Annotated in this window: 17 protein-coding genes and 1 tRNA gene; 12 read left to right on the top strand and 6 right to left on the bottom strand. The window is 52.0% G+C overall.

The features are described from left to right. Positions 1–24: 24 nt before the first annotated feature. The 3 genes from DS739_RS08630 (at position 25) to DS739_RS08620 (ending at position 1339) form a co-directional block, all read left to right on the top strand. Positions 25–345, top strand: a complete 321-nt coding sequence (locus DS739_RS08630) for an integration host factor subunit alpha (protein WP_003623929.1) — start codon at positions 25–27, stop codon at positions 343–345. Continuing rightward, positions 338–1201 (top strand): MerR family transcriptional regulator, encoded by an 864-nt coding sequence (locus DS739_RS08625; RefSeq protein ID WP_114012472.1) that lies wholly within the window; start codon positions 338–340, stop codon positions 1199–1201. The genes DS739_RS08630 and DS739_RS08625 overlap by 8 nt, the downstream gene beginning before the upstream one ends. A gap of 64 nt (positions 1202–1265) precedes the next feature. Further along, a tRNA-Pro gene (locus DS739_RS08620) sits at positions 1266–1339 on the top strand. A 42-nt stretch (positions 1340–1381) separates the two neighbouring features. On the opposite strand, the gene DS739_RS08615 is transcribed toward DS739_RS08620, so the two are convergent. Further along, positions 1382–2554: an AI-2E family transporter gene (locus tag DS739_RS08615; protein WP_050793138.1), complete on the bottom strand. Its 1173-nt coding sequence runs from the start codon at positions 2552–2554 to the stop codon at positions 1382–1384. A 174-nt stretch (positions 2555–2728) separates the two neighbouring features. On the opposite strand from DS739_RS08615, the gene murJ reads away from it, so the two are divergent. Together murJ and DS739_RS08605 are read left to right on the top strand one after the other, a co-directional pair. Continuing rightward, complete coding sequence (gene murJ / locus DS739_RS08610) at positions 2729–4279, top strand: murein biosynthesis integral membrane protein MurJ (RefSeq protein ID WP_006116512.1); 1551 nt, start codon at positions 2729–2731, stop codon at positions 4277–4279. A 28-nt stretch (positions 4280–4307) separates the two neighbouring features. Further along, positions 4308–5570 (top strand): UdgX family uracil-DNA binding protein, encoded by a 1263-nt coding sequence (locus DS739_RS08605; RefSeq protein WP_006116513.1) that lies wholly within the window; start codon positions 4308–4310, stop codon positions 5568–5570. Here the strand turns inward: DS739_RS08605 and DS739_RS08600 are convergent. The 4 genes from DS739_RS08600 to trxB all read right to left on the bottom strand — a co-directional run bounded on the left by DS739_RS08600 (position 5562) and on the right by trxB (position 8931). Beyond that, on the bottom strand, positions 5562–5876 hold the full coding sequence (locus tag DS739_RS08600) for an integration host factor subunit beta (protein WP_035352595.1): 315 nt from the start codon (positions 5874–5876) through the stop codon (positions 5562–5564). The two genes, DS739_RS08605 and DS739_RS08600, sit on opposite strands and share 9 nt — an antisense overlap. A gap of 147 nt (positions 5877–6023) precedes the next feature. Then, the gene (locus DS739_RS08595; protein WP_006116515.1) at positions 6024–6527 is read right to left on the bottom strand and encodes a MucR family transcriptional regulator; all 504 of its coding nucleotides are present in this window, start codon (positions 6525–6527) and stop codon (positions 6024–6026) included. A gap of 458 nt (positions 6528–6985) precedes the next feature. Further along, entirely contained in the window at positions 6986–7867 is an 882-nt protein-coding gene (locus DS739_RS08590) for a LysR family transcriptional regulator (protein ID WP_035352600.1), read from the bottom strand. Positions 7868–7983: 116 nt separating this feature from the next. Continuing rightward, positions 7984–8931 carry a thioredoxin-disulfide reductase gene (gene trxB, locus DS739_RS08585; RefSeq protein WP_006116517.1) on the bottom strand — a complete coding sequence of 316 codons (948 nt, stop codon included), beginning with the start codon at positions 8929–8931 and terminating at the stop codon, positions 7984–7986. A gap of 180 nt (positions 8932–9111) precedes the next feature. Between trxB and DS739_RS08580 the strand changes: the two genes are divergently transcribed. The 4 genes from DS739_RS08580 to gshB all read left to right on the top strand — a co-directional run bounded on the left by DS739_RS08580 (position 9112) and on the right by gshB (position 13334). Continuing rightward, on the top strand, positions 9112–9627 hold the full coding sequence (locus DS739_RS08580; protein WP_035352683.1) for an Lrp/AsnC family transcriptional regulator: 516 nt from the start codon (positions 9112–9114) through the stop codon (positions 9625–9627). Next, positions 9624–10745 carry a glycosyltransferase family 2 protein gene (locus tag DS739_RS08575; RefSeq protein WP_006116519.1) on the top strand — a complete coding sequence of 374 codons (1122 nt, stop codon included), beginning with the start codon at positions 9624–9626 and terminating at the stop codon, positions 10743–10745. The genes DS739_RS08580 and DS739_RS08575 overlap by 4 nt, the downstream gene beginning before the upstream one ends. 35 nt (positions 10746–10780) lie before the next feature. Then, positions 10781–12238, top strand: coding sequence for a glycosyltransferase family 39 protein (locus tag DS739_RS08570; RefSeq protein ID WP_050793139.1), 1458 nt, complete (start codon positions 10781–10783; stop codon positions 12236–12238). Between the two features lie 100 nt (positions 12239–12338). After that, positions 12339–13334, top strand: a complete 996-nt coding sequence (gene gshB, locus DS739_RS08565; RefSeq protein ID WP_035352605.1) for a glutathione synthase — start codon at positions 12339–12341, stop codon at positions 13332–13334. Positions 13335–13337: 3 nt separating this feature from the next. On the opposite strand, the gene DS739_RS08560 is transcribed toward gshB, so the two are convergent. Beyond that, a complete protein-coding gene (locus DS739_RS08560; RefSeq protein WP_006116521.1) occupies positions 13338–13520 on the bottom strand; it encodes a hypothetical protein in 183 nt (60 codons plus the stop codon). A gap of 50 nt (positions 13521–13570) precedes the next feature. On the opposite strand from DS739_RS08560, the gene DS739_RS08555 reads away from it, so the two are divergent. The 3 genes from DS739_RS08555 (at position 13571) to DS739_RS08545 (ending at position 16746) form a co-directional block, all read left to right on the top strand. Continuing rightward, a complete protein-coding gene (locus DS739_RS08555) occupies positions 13571–14368 on the top strand; it encodes a class I SAM-dependent methyltransferase (protein ID WP_006116522.1) in 798 nt (265 codons plus the stop codon). A 156-nt stretch (positions 14369–14524) separates the two neighbouring features. Further along, positions 14525–15781 (top strand): cbb3-type cytochrome c oxidase subunit I, encoded by a 1257-nt coding sequence (locus tag DS739_RS08550; protein ID WP_035352611.1) that lies wholly within the window; start codon positions 14525–14527, stop codon positions 15779–15781. Further along, on the top strand, positions 15778–16746 hold the full coding sequence (locus DS739_RS08545; protein ID WP_035352614.1) for a heme o synthase: 969 nt from the start codon (positions 15778–15780) through the stop codon (positions 16744–16746). The genes DS739_RS08550 and DS739_RS08545 overlap by 4 nt, the downstream gene beginning before the upstream one ends. Positions 16747–16748 lie beyond the last annotated feature (2 nt).

The raw sequence follows: 16748 nt of genomic DNA, 5'->3' as shown, positions 1-16748 counted from the left end.
TGTAAGCGTGTTACTTTAATTTTTATGGAAACTGTCACACGTGCATCCTTGATAGAGCAGATCTATCAGCAGGTTGGCCTGTCTCGTAAAGAATCCTCCGTTCTTCTGGAAGATGTTCTGGAGACGGTGATGGACGCTCTTGAACGCGGCGAAAGTGTTAAAATCAGCGGGTTTGGCACTTTTTCGGTTAGGAAAAAAGGCCAACGGAGCGGTCGTAATCCGAAAACGGGTGAGGAAGTTCCGATTTTGCCGCGCTCGGTCTTGGTCTTTCGTCCGAGTCAGCTTCTGCGCGCTGAAGTAAACCACGAAACGCTAGATGCAGAAGCGGAGCATGATCATGACTGATGAGGCGCAGACTTTTTCCGAAACAGGGGGAGAGCAGTCTCCTCCGGCAACGGAAAATGTAAGCACGAATTCAGCGCCTTCCGATAAAGGGCCCTTTGCTTTTCGGACAATCAGCGAAGTGGCAGATGAACTTCATGTGCCGCAGCATACCCTTCGGTTGTGGGAAACGCAGTTCCATCAGGTGCGTCCGTTAAAGCGCGGTGGTGGCCGCCGGTATTATCGGCCAGCCGATATAGAGCTTTTACGCCATATTGCAGATTTGCTTTACACTCAGGGTTATACCATCAAAGGTGTGCAGCGGATTCTGCAAAGCGGTGGTGTGCCTGCACCTGAAACAGCCCCACAAGATGAGGCTGAAAAGCTACCAGAAACTGCAACAGAGGTAACTGAACCATCTGAAGCTGTGGTAGAAAAATCTGAAATTGTAGAAGATTCTGCCGAAAAAGCAGTTGCTGTGGATAATAATGTATCCACAATCCAGCCAGAGCCAGAGCCAGAGCCAGAGCCAGAGCCAGAGCCAGAGCCAGAGCCAGAGCCAGAGCCAGAGCCAGAGCCAGAGCCAGAGCCAGAGCCAGAGCCAGAGCCAGAGCCAGAGCCAGAGCCAGAGCCAGAGCCAGAGCCAGAGCCAGAGCCAGAGCCAGAGCCAGAGCCAGAGCCAGAGCCAGAAGTGGTTGCTGAGAATGTTGAGGGTGCTGCAGATCTATCACCAGAAATGGAAGATGCAGTGGTGACATTTGCATCTATTGAGCCGCATCCGCATATGACAGAACTAGTGGAACAGAACCGTCAGCTACGTCAGGATCTGGCAGATGTGCTGGTGGAGCTAGAAGAGTTCCGTAAAAAGCTGGTTTCTTAAAAAATTGTGTCAGGGGTGGGTTGTGTTGCAGAAAACCTCCTGCTAAACACCACTCCACACTTAACGGGCAGTAGCGCAGTCTGGTAGCGCATCAGTCTGGGGGACTGGGGGTCGTGGGTTCGAATCCCGCCTGCCCGATATTTTCTCTGAAAAATCAGTGTTGCAGAACAACCCAAAAGCCTAACTGGCTTTTGGGTTGTTTCCGTATGCCCACCGGCACCACAGCAGATTAAGTGCAGCCATAGCCGCAGGCCCAACAAACAGGCCAATCAGCCCCCATGTTTCTGCGCCGCCCAGAATACCCAATAGTACCCAAAGGAAGGGCAGCTTGGTGCTGCCGCCAATAAGGGCAGGGCGGATAAAGTGGTCAGCGGTAAAAATAATCACTGCGCCAATGCAAAAAGTTGTAATGGCGGCAACAGAGCTACCCTGCACCAGAATGAGCAGAGAGACCAAGCCGACAGCTATCATGGCGCAAAAAGGAATCATGGCTGCCACGGCCGTAATCACGCCAAATAAAGCAGGGTGGGGGGCATGGGCAAATACATAGATAATGCCAAGCAGCAAGCCTTCCCCAATACCTACCAGCACCAGCCCTTGAACAGAGCCGTGAATGGAAGCGACAATCTGGCGCCCGATGCTTTCTCCGCGTTTACCAAAAGCGCGGCATGAAACCACGCGGCACTGGCGGATAACGGAAAGCCCATCTTTATACAGAAAAAACAAGGTTAGGATGGAAAAGCAGAACAATGTGGCGCGATGCGCAACCTGCGAACCCACGGCGCGTGTAACAGCCACACCCTTGCTATCCAGATTACCCAGCATGCCAGAAAGATCACGCGGGTCTGAAAGATGCGCCTCCCACCATTTGCTTATCGCGGCACTTCCAAAAGGTAGGCGATGAATGGTATCGGGTACAGGCACACCATATTCGCGCGCATGAGATAGCCATTCCAGTGCGCTCTGGGCTTCTCCCACAGCTTCCAGCGTTACAAGAGTAAGCGGAATAACAAATAGCAATGCCATGGCTGCCGTAAATAACAAGGGCAGAAGCGTGCCAGAGGCTGCATGAGGCCATTTATTACAAGCGCGCGTATAAAGAGGCCATGTGGCAATGGCAAAAACACTTCCCCATGCCAATGCGGGCAAAAAGCCTTGGATAGTGTAAACGGCTACTCCCACAATAAACAGCGCCAGAACTGTACGCGCCATTTCCTGCCCCCGACGAGAGCGCTGGCTTGGTTTGATAAAAGAGCAGCGCGGTGAATCCGGAAGAAATTGTGATGGCAATGAATCGGGCATATTCTGGTGTGTTCTCCCAGGGGTTCCGCAATAACATTTTATCTTCAGCATATTTTGTATGCTGGGGGCGAGCATAAGCTTTGTTATCAGACCATATCGCGGTATGGCGGCGCTGCCTATGCCATAACCAGATATGCCGCATAAGGATCATATTTCCGTATCTTTTTCTGACACTTTCGTTAGTGTCGCGCAGTTTCCTGCGGCGTAGTAAGAACTGATCCTGTCATGCTCAAAAATTTCCTTACCGTTGGCGGCTGGACAATGCTCAGCCGTGTTCTTGGCCTTGTTCGGGATCAACTTCTGGCAGCTTTTATGGGTGCAGGGGCATTGCAGGATGCCTATCAGGTGGCATTTCGTCTGCCTAACATGTTCCGGCGCTTGTTTGGGGAGGGTGCATTTAACGCAGCCTTTGTGCCTTTGTTTTCTTCTGTACTGACGCGAGAAGGCAAAGAGGAAGCACAGCTTTTTGCACGCAGGGCCTTGGGCGTTATGCTGGTCTGGCTGGTATTTTTATGCGTGCTGGGCGAAATTTTTATGCCGCAGGTGCTTAAGGTTATCGCTCCCGGCTTTTTACAAAGTGGGGATAGATACGCTCTAGCCGTCAGTCTGAGCCGTATTACCTTTCCTTATCTGGTGTTGATTTGCGCGGCAGCGCTGCTGGCTGGTGTTCTTAATGGTTTGCACCGGTTCGGTGTGGCCTCGGCGGCTTATCTGGCTTTCAATGTAGTGGGTATTGCAGCCATTCTGCTAGCTTCACCCTTTTTGCCGAATGTTGCTTACGCTGCGGCATGGGGGGTAACGGCATCTGGCGTTGCACAACTGGGGCTGCTGTTCTGGGCGTGTGAGCGTGCGCATTTTGGCCTAATGCCTTTGTGGCCAGCCCTTACGCCCCGTATCCGCCTGTTGCTGCGCCGTATGGTGCCGGGGCTGATCGGCAGTGGTGTTGGGCAGATTAACCTTACTATTGATACCATTATTGGCACACTGCTTCCGGCAGGCAGTGTTTCCCTTATGTATTTTGCGGACCGGATTAACCAGTTGCCTTTGGGGGTTTTGGGGGCGGCGGCTGGCACCACGCTTTTGCCTGTGCTCACGCGCCATTTAGCAGCAGGAGAAACAGATGCAGCGCATGCAGCGCAAAACCGGTCTATTGAATATGTTCTGCTGCTCACACTTCCGGCTGTAGCTGGCTTGCTGGTATTGGCAGGGCCGATCATGATTGTTCTGTTCGGCCACGGATCTTTCACCGAGCATGATGCACTGCTTTCAGCGCAATCCTTGCGGGCTTATGCTATTGGCTTGCCCGCTTTTGTGCTTGTGAAAGTTCTCTCTCCAGCATTTTTTGCACGCGGGGATACGCGCACACCAGTTTACATCGGTATTGGCGTGCTGCTGCTTAATTTTGTGCTTAATCTACTGTTCATGAAGCCTCTGGTTCATATGGGGCCACCTTTGGCCAGTAGTTTGGCCGCTGTTATAAATGTGGCTGTGCTGGCTTTTTTACTTCGGCAAAAAAATGCGCTGTTGCTTGCTCCAGAACTATTGGGTGGCATTGCTCGGGTTGGCCTAGGGGCGGTTGTTATGGCGCTGCTGCTTGTTGGCATAGAAACCTTGCTGCCGCTGCCCGCGCATTTTCTTATGCGGTTAATATGGCTGACCGTTATGGTAGGGGCCGGGGGCATATTTTATGCCGGTATGTTGCACATGCTGGGCGTTATAGACTTGGCAGATGTGCTGGCGGGGCTGCGCAGGCGCTTAAACCGTAAGCGCGGCTAACGGGCATAAAAAACAAAGGGAGCCGGGGATGGTTGAGATTGTACTGGCGCACCAGGTGGATCTGGCAACATGGCGGGCCGCTACACGCCATTATGTGCAAAAACAGGTGCTCCCCGAAAGCATAACTTGGCGTGTAGCGGGCGAAGGGCAAACACCTTGGGTGCTGGAAGCGCCAGATTCCGCCGATAATGATGCACCTCTTAACCTTCCGCGTAAGTTGGTAACTGCCGTGTTGGAAGCATTGCAGGCGCATCATTCAGGGCGTTTTGAGCTTTTATATCGTGTTGTTTACCGCTTCACGCATGGCTTGCTGGATATGGAAAATTTACGGGAAGATCCGGATATCCAGCAGCTTCGAGAGCTTGTGCAGAGTGTTAAACAAGAAACGGAGCAGTTTCGCCTAGCTTTTTCGACATTCAGTAATCAACACCAAAGTAAAAGCCTGCAATACACACCGCAGAACTACATTGTGGAAGCAAATGGACGCTTCTGCATAGAGCGCAATGCCCAACCATGGGAGGTTATGACACCTTATCGGCGGATGTGGTGGGATGGAAACCAACTGCATTTTGCCGCAGGTGAGGCAGCGGCCGCGCATGTTTCTGCGGATATGTGGCAGGCGGACGGGCAGGGCATGTGGCAGGGGTATCCCAACACAGTGCTGGTGCCTACGCTAGAGGATGTTGCACAGGCGGCTTCTCTCGCGTCTTTGTCTGCAGAGGCCATGGACTGTAGAGCTTGTTCTTTATGGCAACCTGCCAAGCGCACGGTTTTTGGAGAAGGCGTAGAAAATACGCCTCTGATGTTTGTTGGGGAACAGCCAGGAGATCAGGAAGATCTGGCAGGCCGTCCATTTGTTGGGCCAGCAGGGCAGGTGTTTGATAAGGCGCTGGAAGAAGCAGGTATTTTACGGAATCACATTTACGTGACAAATGCTGTAAAGCACTTCCGCTTTACATGGAGAAACACCAGGCGCCTGCATCAGAAGCCAGATCAGGAGTCTGTCGAAGCCTGCCGAATCTGGTTGGATGCAGAGCGTAGGCTAGTACAACCCAAGCTGATTGTTATGTTAGGTGTTACGGCAGCGCAGAGTCTTCTCAAGCGGCCTGTTACCATCTCGCGCGAGCGCTCTCGCATCTTCCAGTTGAATGAGCAGTGCTCGGGGTTGGTCACGGTGCACCCGTCTTACTTGCTGCGCCTGCCGAATGAAGAGGCCAAAGCGCGGGAATATGCACGCTTTGTAGAAGACTTACGCCTGGCACATAGTTTTATAACGCAGCAGTCAGACTGAGGAGCGTGAGCGCTTGCTACCACTAACAGGCTTGTTCAGGCGCTGGTGTAGCTCTTTGCCCGTTTTAAAGAAGGGAACGAGCTTTTTGCCAACCTGAACCTGCACCCCTGTTTTTGGGTTGCGGCCAACGCGTGGGTCACGCTCTTTTACAGAAAATGCACCAAACCCACGTAATTCTACGCGGCTGCCTTCCGCAAGGCTGCTGGTAATGGTGCCAAATACAATATTTACAAGTCGTGTTGCTTCTTTCAGCTGAAGATGCGGATTTTTTTGCATCAGGGCTGTAATCAGCTCGGATCTGGTCATCTTAAGTTCTCCCACCCGGCTGTTGTGTGTACAATAATTATACTCAGAACATTCCGTAATGATGAAGAAGACGTCAAGATAGAAAAGTCTGACGGTATGAACCAGAGAAATACCGCCAGACCTTTTTAGTCGTCAGTTCCTACAAATTTATGCTGTAGGAGACTTCTTGCGGCGGCCACGGCCACCCTGTTCTTCTTCATCCCCAGCGGCATGAATTTTACGGCCAAGGCCAATTTCACGAGCCAGAGTAGAGCGGCGCTCTGCGTAGTTAGGGGCTACCATCGGGTAGTCTGCGGGCAGGCCCCAACGTTCACGGTATTGTTCAGGTGTCATGCCATAAGCGCTCTGTAGGTGGCGCTTCAGCATCTTCAGCTTTTTCCCGTCTTCCAGACAGATAATGTAATCCGGGAATACCGAGCGCTTTACCGGCACTGCTGGCTGAAGTTTTTCCGGCTCATTCTGCGGATGTTCAGCGGTTTTTAGTGCCTGATAAATATCACGGATCATGCCCGGGATAAGTGCAGGGTCTGTCTGGTTATTGGAGACGTGTGCGGAAACGATCTCTGATACCAGATCAAGAAGGGGAGAGTAGTCCTGGTTCTCACTCATGATAAATCCAATAGGAATTTGGTGTGAATATCTGCACTCCATACTCCTTTAACTGTAGTTTGTGAATGGTGAACTCACAATTTCAGCGCATAATTGTCCATAAAAGAACATTATTGGAAGCAATGCAGAAAGTTTTGCTCATTTCAAATAATAAACAAACGGTAATATTTCGGCTTTCTGTAATCGTGTGTTCGGGTTTATTGTTCTGCTTAGGGCTGTGTGCTCGTTTTATGTAAACGCAGAAACATCACTTAAGGTTGCAAGAAATATCCAGTGCCATGATTTTCTAAAATGTTTGGTTTTTACATAAGTTCAAAGTAAAATATTATGATGGAAGACAGATACAGCAAAAATTACACATATTTATCAGAAAAAATTAAGAATAAGAGCTACTGGAATATTTCTGTTGAGAGGGGCGGTGGTATATAAAAATAAAAAAGCCCGCCCCTAAAAATGGGGGCAGGCTTTTTATTGTGAGATATTTGGTAATGCGAGAATATTTACCGAATACCTAATTCACTCATAAGAAAATCACGGAAAACAGCTACGCGTTTAGAGCTGCGCAGTTCTTCCGGATAAACAAAATAAGCATCTACAGTTGGAGTGGTAATTTCCGGCAGGATCTGAACCAGATCTGGAAATTCTTTTGCTGCATAAGTTGGAATGGACCCAATGCCCAAGCCCGCAGCAATAGCAGAGGCCATAGCAGCCATGCTGTTAACTTCTAGCCGAGCAATTTGCGTGCTGCCATCGTTGCGGCAGGCTTGGGCCAGCCAGTTAACATGCGCAACCGGAGGATGGTGTTCACCAAACAGCACCAATTGATGTTCTTTGATTTCCTCCAGAGATTTTGGCATGCCGTATTTCTCAATATAGAGAGGGGCAGCAAAAATTGGCAGGCTAAAATCCGCCAGGTGGCGTTGGATCAGGTCTGGCTGTCTGGGTGCATGCATACGCACCGCCACGTCAGCCTCCCGCATGCCTAAATCAAGATCATTATCTTCCAAAATCAGGCAGATATCTATTTCCGGGTTATCTGCCATAAAGCGATGAAGCCGCGGCATAAGCCAACAGTTACCAAAGCCGGTGGTTGTGGTTACGCGCAGCCGCCCGGCTGCCTTTTCCTTACTTTCTGTCAGCAGTGTTTGCGTCATTTCCAGTTTGGAAAAGACTTCGCGCACGGTTTTATGAAGTGTTTCACCCTGTTCCGTTAGGATCAGGCCGCGGGCGTGCCGATGAAAGAGAGGAACCTGAAGGACGTCTTCCAGCGCAGAAATCTGCCGTGATACGGCAGATTGGCTGAGGTTGAGCACATCCCCCGCGTGGGTAAAGGAACCGGCTTCTGCCACTGCATGGAAAACCCGGAGTTTGTCCCAGTCCACGCATGCCTCCTGCAAATTGAATGAAGTTACAAAAACACAGCCGTGTTTTATGCGGTGTATTACGTGCAGGAATTGGCTCCCTTGGTCAAGGGATGAAGCCGTTTTCTGTTAAGTTATCAGGCTAAACCAGCAAGATAGCGTTCCGCATCCAGCGCTGCCATGCAGCCAGTTCCTGCGGCTGTTACGGCTTGGCGATATGTTTTGTCCTGCACATCCCCCGCGGCAAAGACTCCGGGTACAGAAGTGCGTGTGGTGCCGGGTGTGGTTTCAATATACCCTTCAGCATCCAGCGTAAGCTGATCACGAAAGATAGCTGTGTTGGGGGCATGGCCGATTGCAATAAATACGCCATCGGTGGGGATGGTCTGTTCGCTTTCATCTTGCGTATTTTTCAGTCGGACACCACACACTGTTTCAGGCGAGCCATCAGACAGAATGTCTTCCACAACACTGTTCCAGATAACGGAAACCTTGGGGTTTGCGAAAAGCCGGTCTTGCAGAATTTTTTCAGACCGCAAGCTATCGCGCCGGTGAACCAAGGTAACATGCGCAGCATGGTGGGTGAGATACAGGGCTTCCTCAACAGCAGTATTGCCGCCGCCCACAACCACCACATTTTTCCCGCGGTAGAAAAAGCCATCACACGTGGCGCAGGCAGAAACACCAGCACCTTGTAAGCGTTTCTCGCTTGGTAGGCCTAGCCAGCGAGCCTGTGCACCTGTGGCAACAATAACTGAACGCGCTTTGTAAATGGTGCCCGAATCACCTGTGAGCAGGAATGGTGAGCCCGCTTTGAAATCAACAGATGTAATAATGTCGTATTCAATACGTGTGCCCACATTCTGCGCTTGTTCAGCCATTTGTTCCATCAGCCACGGGCCTTGGATGGCTGTGGCAAAACCGGGGTAGTTTTCAACTTCCGTTGTAATGGTGAGCTGGCCACCTGGTTGCAGCCCGGCAACCAGAACAGGAGAAAGGTTGGCGCGTGCCGCATAGATAGCAGCAGTATACCCGGCCGGTCCTGCGCCAATAACGAGCAGATCAGTTGTAATGGTTTCAGCCATATTGGCAGCGCTCCCGCATATGGAAATCAGGCATACAGGCCGCTATTGTGGAAGCAGCCTGCATATAACTGTTGGGAGCATATGGCTGCCACATGGGTTTTGGGCAAGGGTGTGCCTCTTTAGGTGTTTGCCGCCAGATGTGGTGCGTGGCATATACTCGCCCGAGTTGAATTGGGGTGCATGCCTCTTGTGCAGGATGGATCAGGAAACGTGACAGATCTGGACGCAGTTGATCTTCGCATTGTGGCAGAGCTTCAGAATGATGGCCGCATGACCAATGTGGAGCTGGCCCGCCGTGTCGGTATTTCAGCGCCTCCGTGCCTGCGTCGTGTCCGGCGTTTGGAAGAAGAACGCATTATCCGTGGCTATCATGCAGAACCTAATGCTGCCGCTTTGGGCTGGCCCATTACCTTTTTTGCGTTGATCGGGCTGGAAAGCCAGAAAGAGGCCATTCTGTGCAGTTTTGAGCAGCAACTGGCCCAATGGCCAGAAGTGCGCGAATGCCACATGATCCGTGGGGGAGGCGATTTTCTGGTTCGTTTGATTGCGCGTGATGCCGCGCATGAAAACCTGCTGACCCGCCAACTCACAGAGGCCCAGCACGTGATACGCGTGCAAACTTTGCAAACCATCCGGACAAGTCTGGAGCGCTGGGGGGTGCCGGTGCAGGTTGAGGAGGAAGGGCAGACCCCGTGACAGACCATCAAACGGTTTCAACAGAAACCGTTGCAAGAGGGCCGGATATTAGCGTGGTTGTGCCATGCTATAACGAATCGGAAAATGTGGCGCCTCTTGTCAAAGCTCTGGAACAGGCGCTGGCGGGCAGGCGGTGGGAAGTTATCTTTGTAGATGATAATTCGCCCGATCACACAAGCCAGCGTGTGAGAGATCTGGCGCGAAATAATGCGTGTGTGCGTGGTATCTGCCGCATAGGGCGGCGGGGCCTTTCATCAGCAGTTATTGAAGGTGCGCTATCTTCTTCCGCGCAGGTGGTGGCGGTGATGGATGGAGATCTTCAGCATGACGAATCACGCCTTGGCGCGCTGATAGATGCCGTTCTGAACAATACATGTGATGTTGCAGTTGGGAGTCGGCATGTAGAGGGTGGCAATAATGCGGGTTTGGCTAATGCGTGGCGGCATGCGCTCTCTGATGGGGGCATTTGGCTTGCGCAATGCTTTTTGCCAGTAAAGCTGACAGACCCGATGAGTGGTTTTTTTGCGTTAAGGCAAGAAACATTCGCCGCAATTGCCCCGCGTTTATCTGGTACTGGTTTTAAAATTTTACTGGATTTGTTGCTTTCTGCCGCCAAGCCCTTGCGTGTGCAGGAGGTGCCTTGTGGGTTCCGTCCACGTGTGGCGGGGGAAAGCAAGCTGGATGCATTGGTTATGCTCCAGTTTGGCGCACTTCTTTTAGATAAATTTGCCAAAGGCTGGGTGCCTTTGCGGTTTGTCGCCTTTTGTATGGTCGGGCTGGCGGGCGTTGGCACAAATCTTGCCGTTATGCAGTGCGCTCGGCTTGTGGGGGCGCATTTTTCTATGGCGCAGGCCATTGGCACTGTTGCCGCCATGATTCTGAATTTCTTTTTGGATAACAACTTCACGTATCGTGACAGGCGTTTGCGTGGGTGGGCGTGTATGCGCGGGCTTGTTCTTTTCATGCTGGTGTGTTCGGTGGGGGCATTGGCAGATGTGGGTATTGCCCGGATGATTTACGGCCAGAATCATATGCCGAATGAGGCAAGCTTGGCTGGTGCTATTCTTGCCGTGGTGTGGAATTACGCCATGTCTTCAACTGTTGTCTGGCGCTCGTGACTGCAAAAATTTCAAACCACAATCGTGGTGTATGGATGTGCTTGGTAGCACTAGGGCTGCTCACATTGTTCCGGCTGATTCTGGCCGCATGGATTCCGCTTTCCCCAGATGAAGCCTATTATCGCCTCTGGGCATTGGCTCCGGCTGCGGGGTATCTTGATCACCCCCCCATGGTGGCGCTGTGGATGCGCATTGGCATGTTTTTTGCGGGAGATACCGCTGAAGGCCTGCGTTTTATGGGGCCAGTTTCTGCGGCTATCGGCACGGTTTTGTTGGTGCAGGCCGCGCAGCAATGGCTGCAATCTCAGAAGCTGTTTGCTGTCAGTGTCGGCAACGGGTTTGTAACGGCTCTTAAACCCGGCATTATATTAAACTGCACATTAGCTGTGGGGTTGGGCACTCTGATCATGACACCAGATACCCCTCTGGTGTTTTTTATGGCCCTGCTGCTGTGGAGCGTAAGCAATCTGCTTTCTGGCAGGCATCCAGCATTCTGGTTGCTGGTAGGTCTTTCTGCCGGGTTGGGGTTTGATAGCAAATATACGGCTCTTTTGCCTGTAGCTGGTTTAGGCATGTGGTTGCTGGCAACACGTGCAGGCAGGCAATGGTTACGCACTCCATGGCCTTGGCTTGGCGCTGTAGTGGCAATGGGATGCATGGCGCCAGTGGTCGAGTGGAATGCGACACATCACTGGGTTAGCTTTCTTAAACAAGGAGGCCGAGCAGGGGATTGGCAGCCCACCCGTATGTTCACCTTTATGGGGGAATTGCTGGGCGGTCAGGTTGGTTTGGCATCTCCGTTTATTTTTGTGCTGTTCGCGGTGGCCATAAAATATTTGCTCAGGCTGCGTGATCAATTTGCCCAATTACTGCTCTGCATGGTTTTGTTGCCTGCGGCTGTTTTTTTGCAGCACGCTATAGGTGCGCGCGTGCAGGCAAACTGGCCTGTTGTGCTGTATCCAGCGCTTGCCTTGTCTGTTGTGTGTGTACCGTATCGCTGGTGGAAAGCAGCCTGCGCGCTTGGCGCAGCCATGTTTGTTGTTGTGGTTGTGCAAGCTTTGTGGGCTCCTGCACATCTTTCGCCCCATTTTGATATGACGTTACGGCAAATGGGCGGCTGGCCTGAATTTGTGCAGACCGTAGAAAAGCAGATTCCACCTGATGCCCTGCTGATTGCAGATGAATATGGGCTTGCGGGTGAACTTTCTTTTTATGCCCAGAATCGCAAAGTGCTGGCGGTTGAACCGAGATGGCAGTTTTTTGCGTTCCCACATTCTACATGTGGAGCGGAGGGGTATTTGCTGCGCAGCCACAGGCGGCATGATCAACCTGACCCAGCACTTTTTGATGTTCTCTCTCAATATCCAGATATTTCACGCAGCCGCCGGGGATCTGTGGCCGATAGTTACGCAGTTTATCGTGTAAGATTGCGTTGCTTAGGCGGCGCTACGGTGCGGGAAGACACTGCGGTATTGCCCGCCAATAAGTGTTAGACCCGCGGCCTCTGGTTGAGTGTTGTTTGCACCGGGCAGGCAAGGCAGGATACGCTGCATTCTAGTTTTTATAGCCAAGAATAACAGGAAACATACCTCAATGGCATCATCCTTACAGGTTGCGGTTCAGATGGACCCTCTGGAGCACATTAACATCCATGGGGATTCAACCTTTGCGCTTATGCTGGAAGCTCAGAAACGCGGGCATGCCCTGTATGTGTATGAGGTGAATACGCTGGCATTGGGTGAAGGGGCAGCGGAACCAGAGCAATCTTCCAAAACTCGGGTAACGGCTTTGATGCGGCCTGTGACCGTCCGGCGGGAAGAAGGAAACCACGCCACATTTGGTGCACCAATGCGCCAGTCATTAGGTGATATGGATGTGGTGCTGATGCGGCAGGATCCGCCTTTTGATATGGCATATATTACAGCTACGCATATGCTGGACCACGTGCATGGTATTGGGCCGGGCAAAGCTTTGGTGGTGAATGACCCGCGCTGGGTGCGTGACAGCCCTGAAAAACTTTTGGTAACCCACTTTCCAGATCTGATGCCGCCAACATTGGTAACATGGGATATCGAACAGATTCGAGCTTTCCGGGCCAAATGGCACGATATTATTGTAAAGCCACTTTTTGGGAATGGCGGGAGCGGCGTTTTCCGTATCCGTGAAGATGACCAAAATTTAAATGCTTTGCTTGAAATGCATTTTGCACGCTCGCGCGAGCCGCTGATGATCCAGCGTTATGAACCCGCTGTAACAGCCGGAGACAAACGTATTATTCTGGTGGACGGAGAGCCCGTAGGCGCAATCAACCGTGTGCCATCGGGGGAAGATCACCGGTCAAACATGCATGTAGGCGGTGTAGCTAAACAGATCGGGCTGAGTGCGCGTGACCGTGAAATCTGCACGGCTATTGGCCCATTTCTGAAAGATCATGGCCTGATTTTTGTGGGAATAGACGTGATTGGCCAGTATTTAACAGAAATTAACGTCACTTCTCCTACTGGCCTTCAGGAGTTGGAACGTTTTGATGGAATCAATGGCGCAGGCGCAATCTGGAATTGCATCGAGCGTAAACTGCACGCCGCGTGATCTTCAGTCTTTGCTTTTTTCCTGTGCAGGTGGTTCGTCCTGTTTGCTTGCCGCTTCCAGATCAGCCAAGGGCGTGTCCTTTCCAAAGCGGTTGTCTAGCCATTGAAATATCGATTCACGGAAATAGTAGGCACCAATACTGATCCAGACAGCGATGGCGAAGATGGCGAGAAGAAATTCTAACATGGCTCTATATTAACACTATCTATTGCACTGTTGCAGCGTAAAAGGAGTATATGCCCTTACACAAGGGCGCTTTTGTGACGCGTGCCTTGTGCAGAAGAGGAAGACCTTTTGTGGCTCTTGAAGAAATGTCCACCAGCAGGCAGAGAGAGGACATGAGTGACGTTCTCCAAAATTATCCTTCCGGCGGGGGGGATAGTCCCGCGCCTCCTCCTTCCCGTTCGGCATTGGATGCGGAGGCTGTCAAAGCCGCCTATCGTCGGTGGGCAAATGTGTATGATGTTGTTTTTGGCGGCATCTCCCGGTTTGGGCGTTTGCGTGCTGTAGAAGCCGTAAACGGTCTGCCCGGCACGGATGTGCTGGAAGTGGGGGTGGGCACCGGCTTGGCGTTGCCTCATTACCGGGCAGAAAAGCAGATTACCGGCATTGATCTTTCTGCCGATATGCTGGCCAAGGCGCGTGAGCGTGTGCAGCGTGATAAGCTGACGAACGTTAACGGCCTGCTGGAAATGGATGCCGAAGATACGAAGTTTGAAGATTCTTCCTTCGATATCGCCGTGGCCATGTTTGTGGCTTCTGTGGTGCCGCATCCACGCCAGTTGCTGCATGAACTCAAGCGCGTTGTGCGTCCCGGTGGTTATATTCTGTTTGTAAATCATTTTCTGGCCCCCGGTGGTGTCCGTGGTGCTGTCGAACATGCGTTGGGCCGGGCCTCCCACTCCTTGGGGTGGCATCCTGATTTCGCAATGGAATCGTTGTTACCAGCTGAAGATATCCGGCGTGCCTTTATTCAGCCTGTTCCGCCATTAGGGCTGTTTACTTTGGTCACCCTAGAAAATCTGCCTGCATAACCTGTGCGCTCCTGCCAAGGCAGGGGCGTTTCTTCTGCGTGGCAGAAAATGGTATTTGCGCGTATGTAACGTAAATACGATAGAACAGTTTTATGCCGTGCCACGCGCCAAGGGCGTAGGGCTGCATGATGCCAGTAAGAAATTGGAAATTGGAGCATGATGGTCGCCCATAACCAGAGCCAACAGAATGAGACATCTGGAGATGGCATGCGTGTTGCCAGAAAAGGGAACGGCACGGGGGCTGCTTACGTGGTGCTGGCTGCTCTGGCGGCATTAGCTGGCGGAGGTGCTTCTACACTTTCTGAAATGGGCATGATGCCAGCAACAGCCGGATGGCATGCTGTTGTGCAGGCCCATCCTGTTCTTATGCTTTTATATGTTGTTGTTCCGGCTTTGCTGGGGGGATTTGGTTCCTTATGGCTGCCGCGTGCCGTGCAGCGTTCGGGTGTATTGCTGCCGCGGTTGAATGATGCGGGTTTTCTATGTGTGTTTGCTGGAGCCGCGCTGACGGTTACAGGGGCTGAGCTTAAAACCGCTACGTTGCTGTGGTGTGTAGGCACGTTGATGACAAGTATGGCCCTGTTGGCAACTGTGTTTGATAGCCGCGCCGATATGGATGAACGCAAGCCATTCTCTCCTTTTGTGTGGGGAGAAATGCTGGCAGCCGCTGTTATGCTGCTTACGGTGCCTGTTATGGCCGGGCAGATTGTTAAACATTGGCATGATGCAACTGCGGTAAATGTAGAAAGCTTTGCTGGCCCAGTAGGGCTAGTTGTGCTGCTTGCCGGCTTTGGTGTGGTGTTTGAAATTAGTGCCCGCGTTGGCAAGTTTTCTGAAAAACCTGTTGCGTTTATTATGGCTGCCGCCGCTGCTTCTGGCGTTGTGGCATGGACCAAAAGCGTTTTTATGCAGGGCACGGAAAGTGCTGGTGCCATGCAGGTGGGCAGCACCATGCTGGCTCTGTGTTCCTTTGCGGCCACCTGTCTGGCTGTATTGTGGCTGGCAGGTGCATGGAATGCCCGTGCCACACTTCGTGTACCTTTGCTGTGGGGCTTGGGTTTTATGAGCGTGGTTTCCGGTGGTTGGCTTGTACAACTTGTGCAGGGGAATGGCCTGCATTCTGCGCTTCAGCTTGGCGCCTTGTATGTTGTGTGCGGCGGTTTTTATCTGTGGCGTGGTGAGGAGTGCGGATATTGGTATCCGCAGCTTATGGCGTATCTGCATTTTGCCTGTACTGCTGTAGCTACGGCCTTGGTATTTGTGCCGGGTGCACAAATGGCAAGTGGTGCATTTTTTGGTTTGGCAGCCTTGTGCTTTATTGGAGCTGTGGTGGTGAGCTTTCGGCGTAACCAGCAGGCAACAGCACATTGTGCGGCAATGCCTGTTCAGGTTTCCAAGGGATACCGGGCATGAGTGATAGCGTGGCAACAGCTTCCTTGGAAGCAACAGCGGAACGTCGTCCGCGGTTTAAGGCCGATCAGGTTGGCACCCGTGCGCGAGATTGGATTCAGCTATTAAAGCCACGCGTAATCTCACTGGTTGTTTTTACAGGTGCGGCAGGCATGATTGTCGCGCCCGGCCACATGAATCTCTTTGTGGCGTTGGTGACCATCTTTTGCATCTGCATGGCCTCGGGTGCGGCCGGTGCCATCAATATGTGGTATGACCGCGATATTGATGCCGTAATGCAGCGTACTATCACCCGCCCCATTCCGGGCGGGCGTATTCCAGAAAACGAGGCACTGGCTTACGGAGTAGGGCTTTCCTGCCTTTCCGTGTGTTTGATGTGGATGGCAACCAATACGTTGGCTGCTGGTATTCTGGCGTTTTCTATTTTCTTTTACGCCGTTATTTACACAATGTGGCTCAAGCGCTCCACGCCCCAGAATATTGTTATTGGCGGTGCGGCTGGCGCATTTCCGCCCATGATCGGGTGGGCAGCGGTAACAGGCCATATGGCCGTTCTGCCTGTTGTAATGTTCGGGATTGTCTTTTTCTGGACGCCTCCGCATTTTTGGTCGCTCTCTCTGTATGCCTGTAAAGACTACGGGCGCGCAGGTATTCCCATGCTGCCAGTTGTGCGTGGTGCGCGGCATACACGTTGGCAGATCTTTATTTACACACTGGTACTGCTGGCTGTTTCTCTGGTGCCATCCTTTATGCATCTGTGCGGTTGGCTTTATACGGTTACAGCTTTGGTGCTTGGCCTTGGGTTTGTGGCATGTGCGGTGCGCGTGTTGTTGGAACCGCAGGATGCACAGGGTGTAAGCCTAAAAGGGGATAAAGCGGCCCGGATTTCCTTCCGCTTTTCTCTGGCTTACCTGTTCTTTCTTTTTTGTGGTCTGCTGGCAGATCACTTCCTTCAGGCATGGGTGTAAGT

Origin of the sequence: Acetobacter sp. JWB, assembly GCF_003323795.1 — a bacterium.
Taxonomy (GTDB): domain Bacteria; phylum Pseudomonadota; class Alphaproteobacteria; order Acetobacterales; family Acetobacteraceae; genus Acetobacter; species Acetobacter oryzifermentans.
The sequence above is the reverse complement of the archived record's forward strand: the minus strand, read 5'-3'. Positions and strand labels throughout refer to the sequence as shown.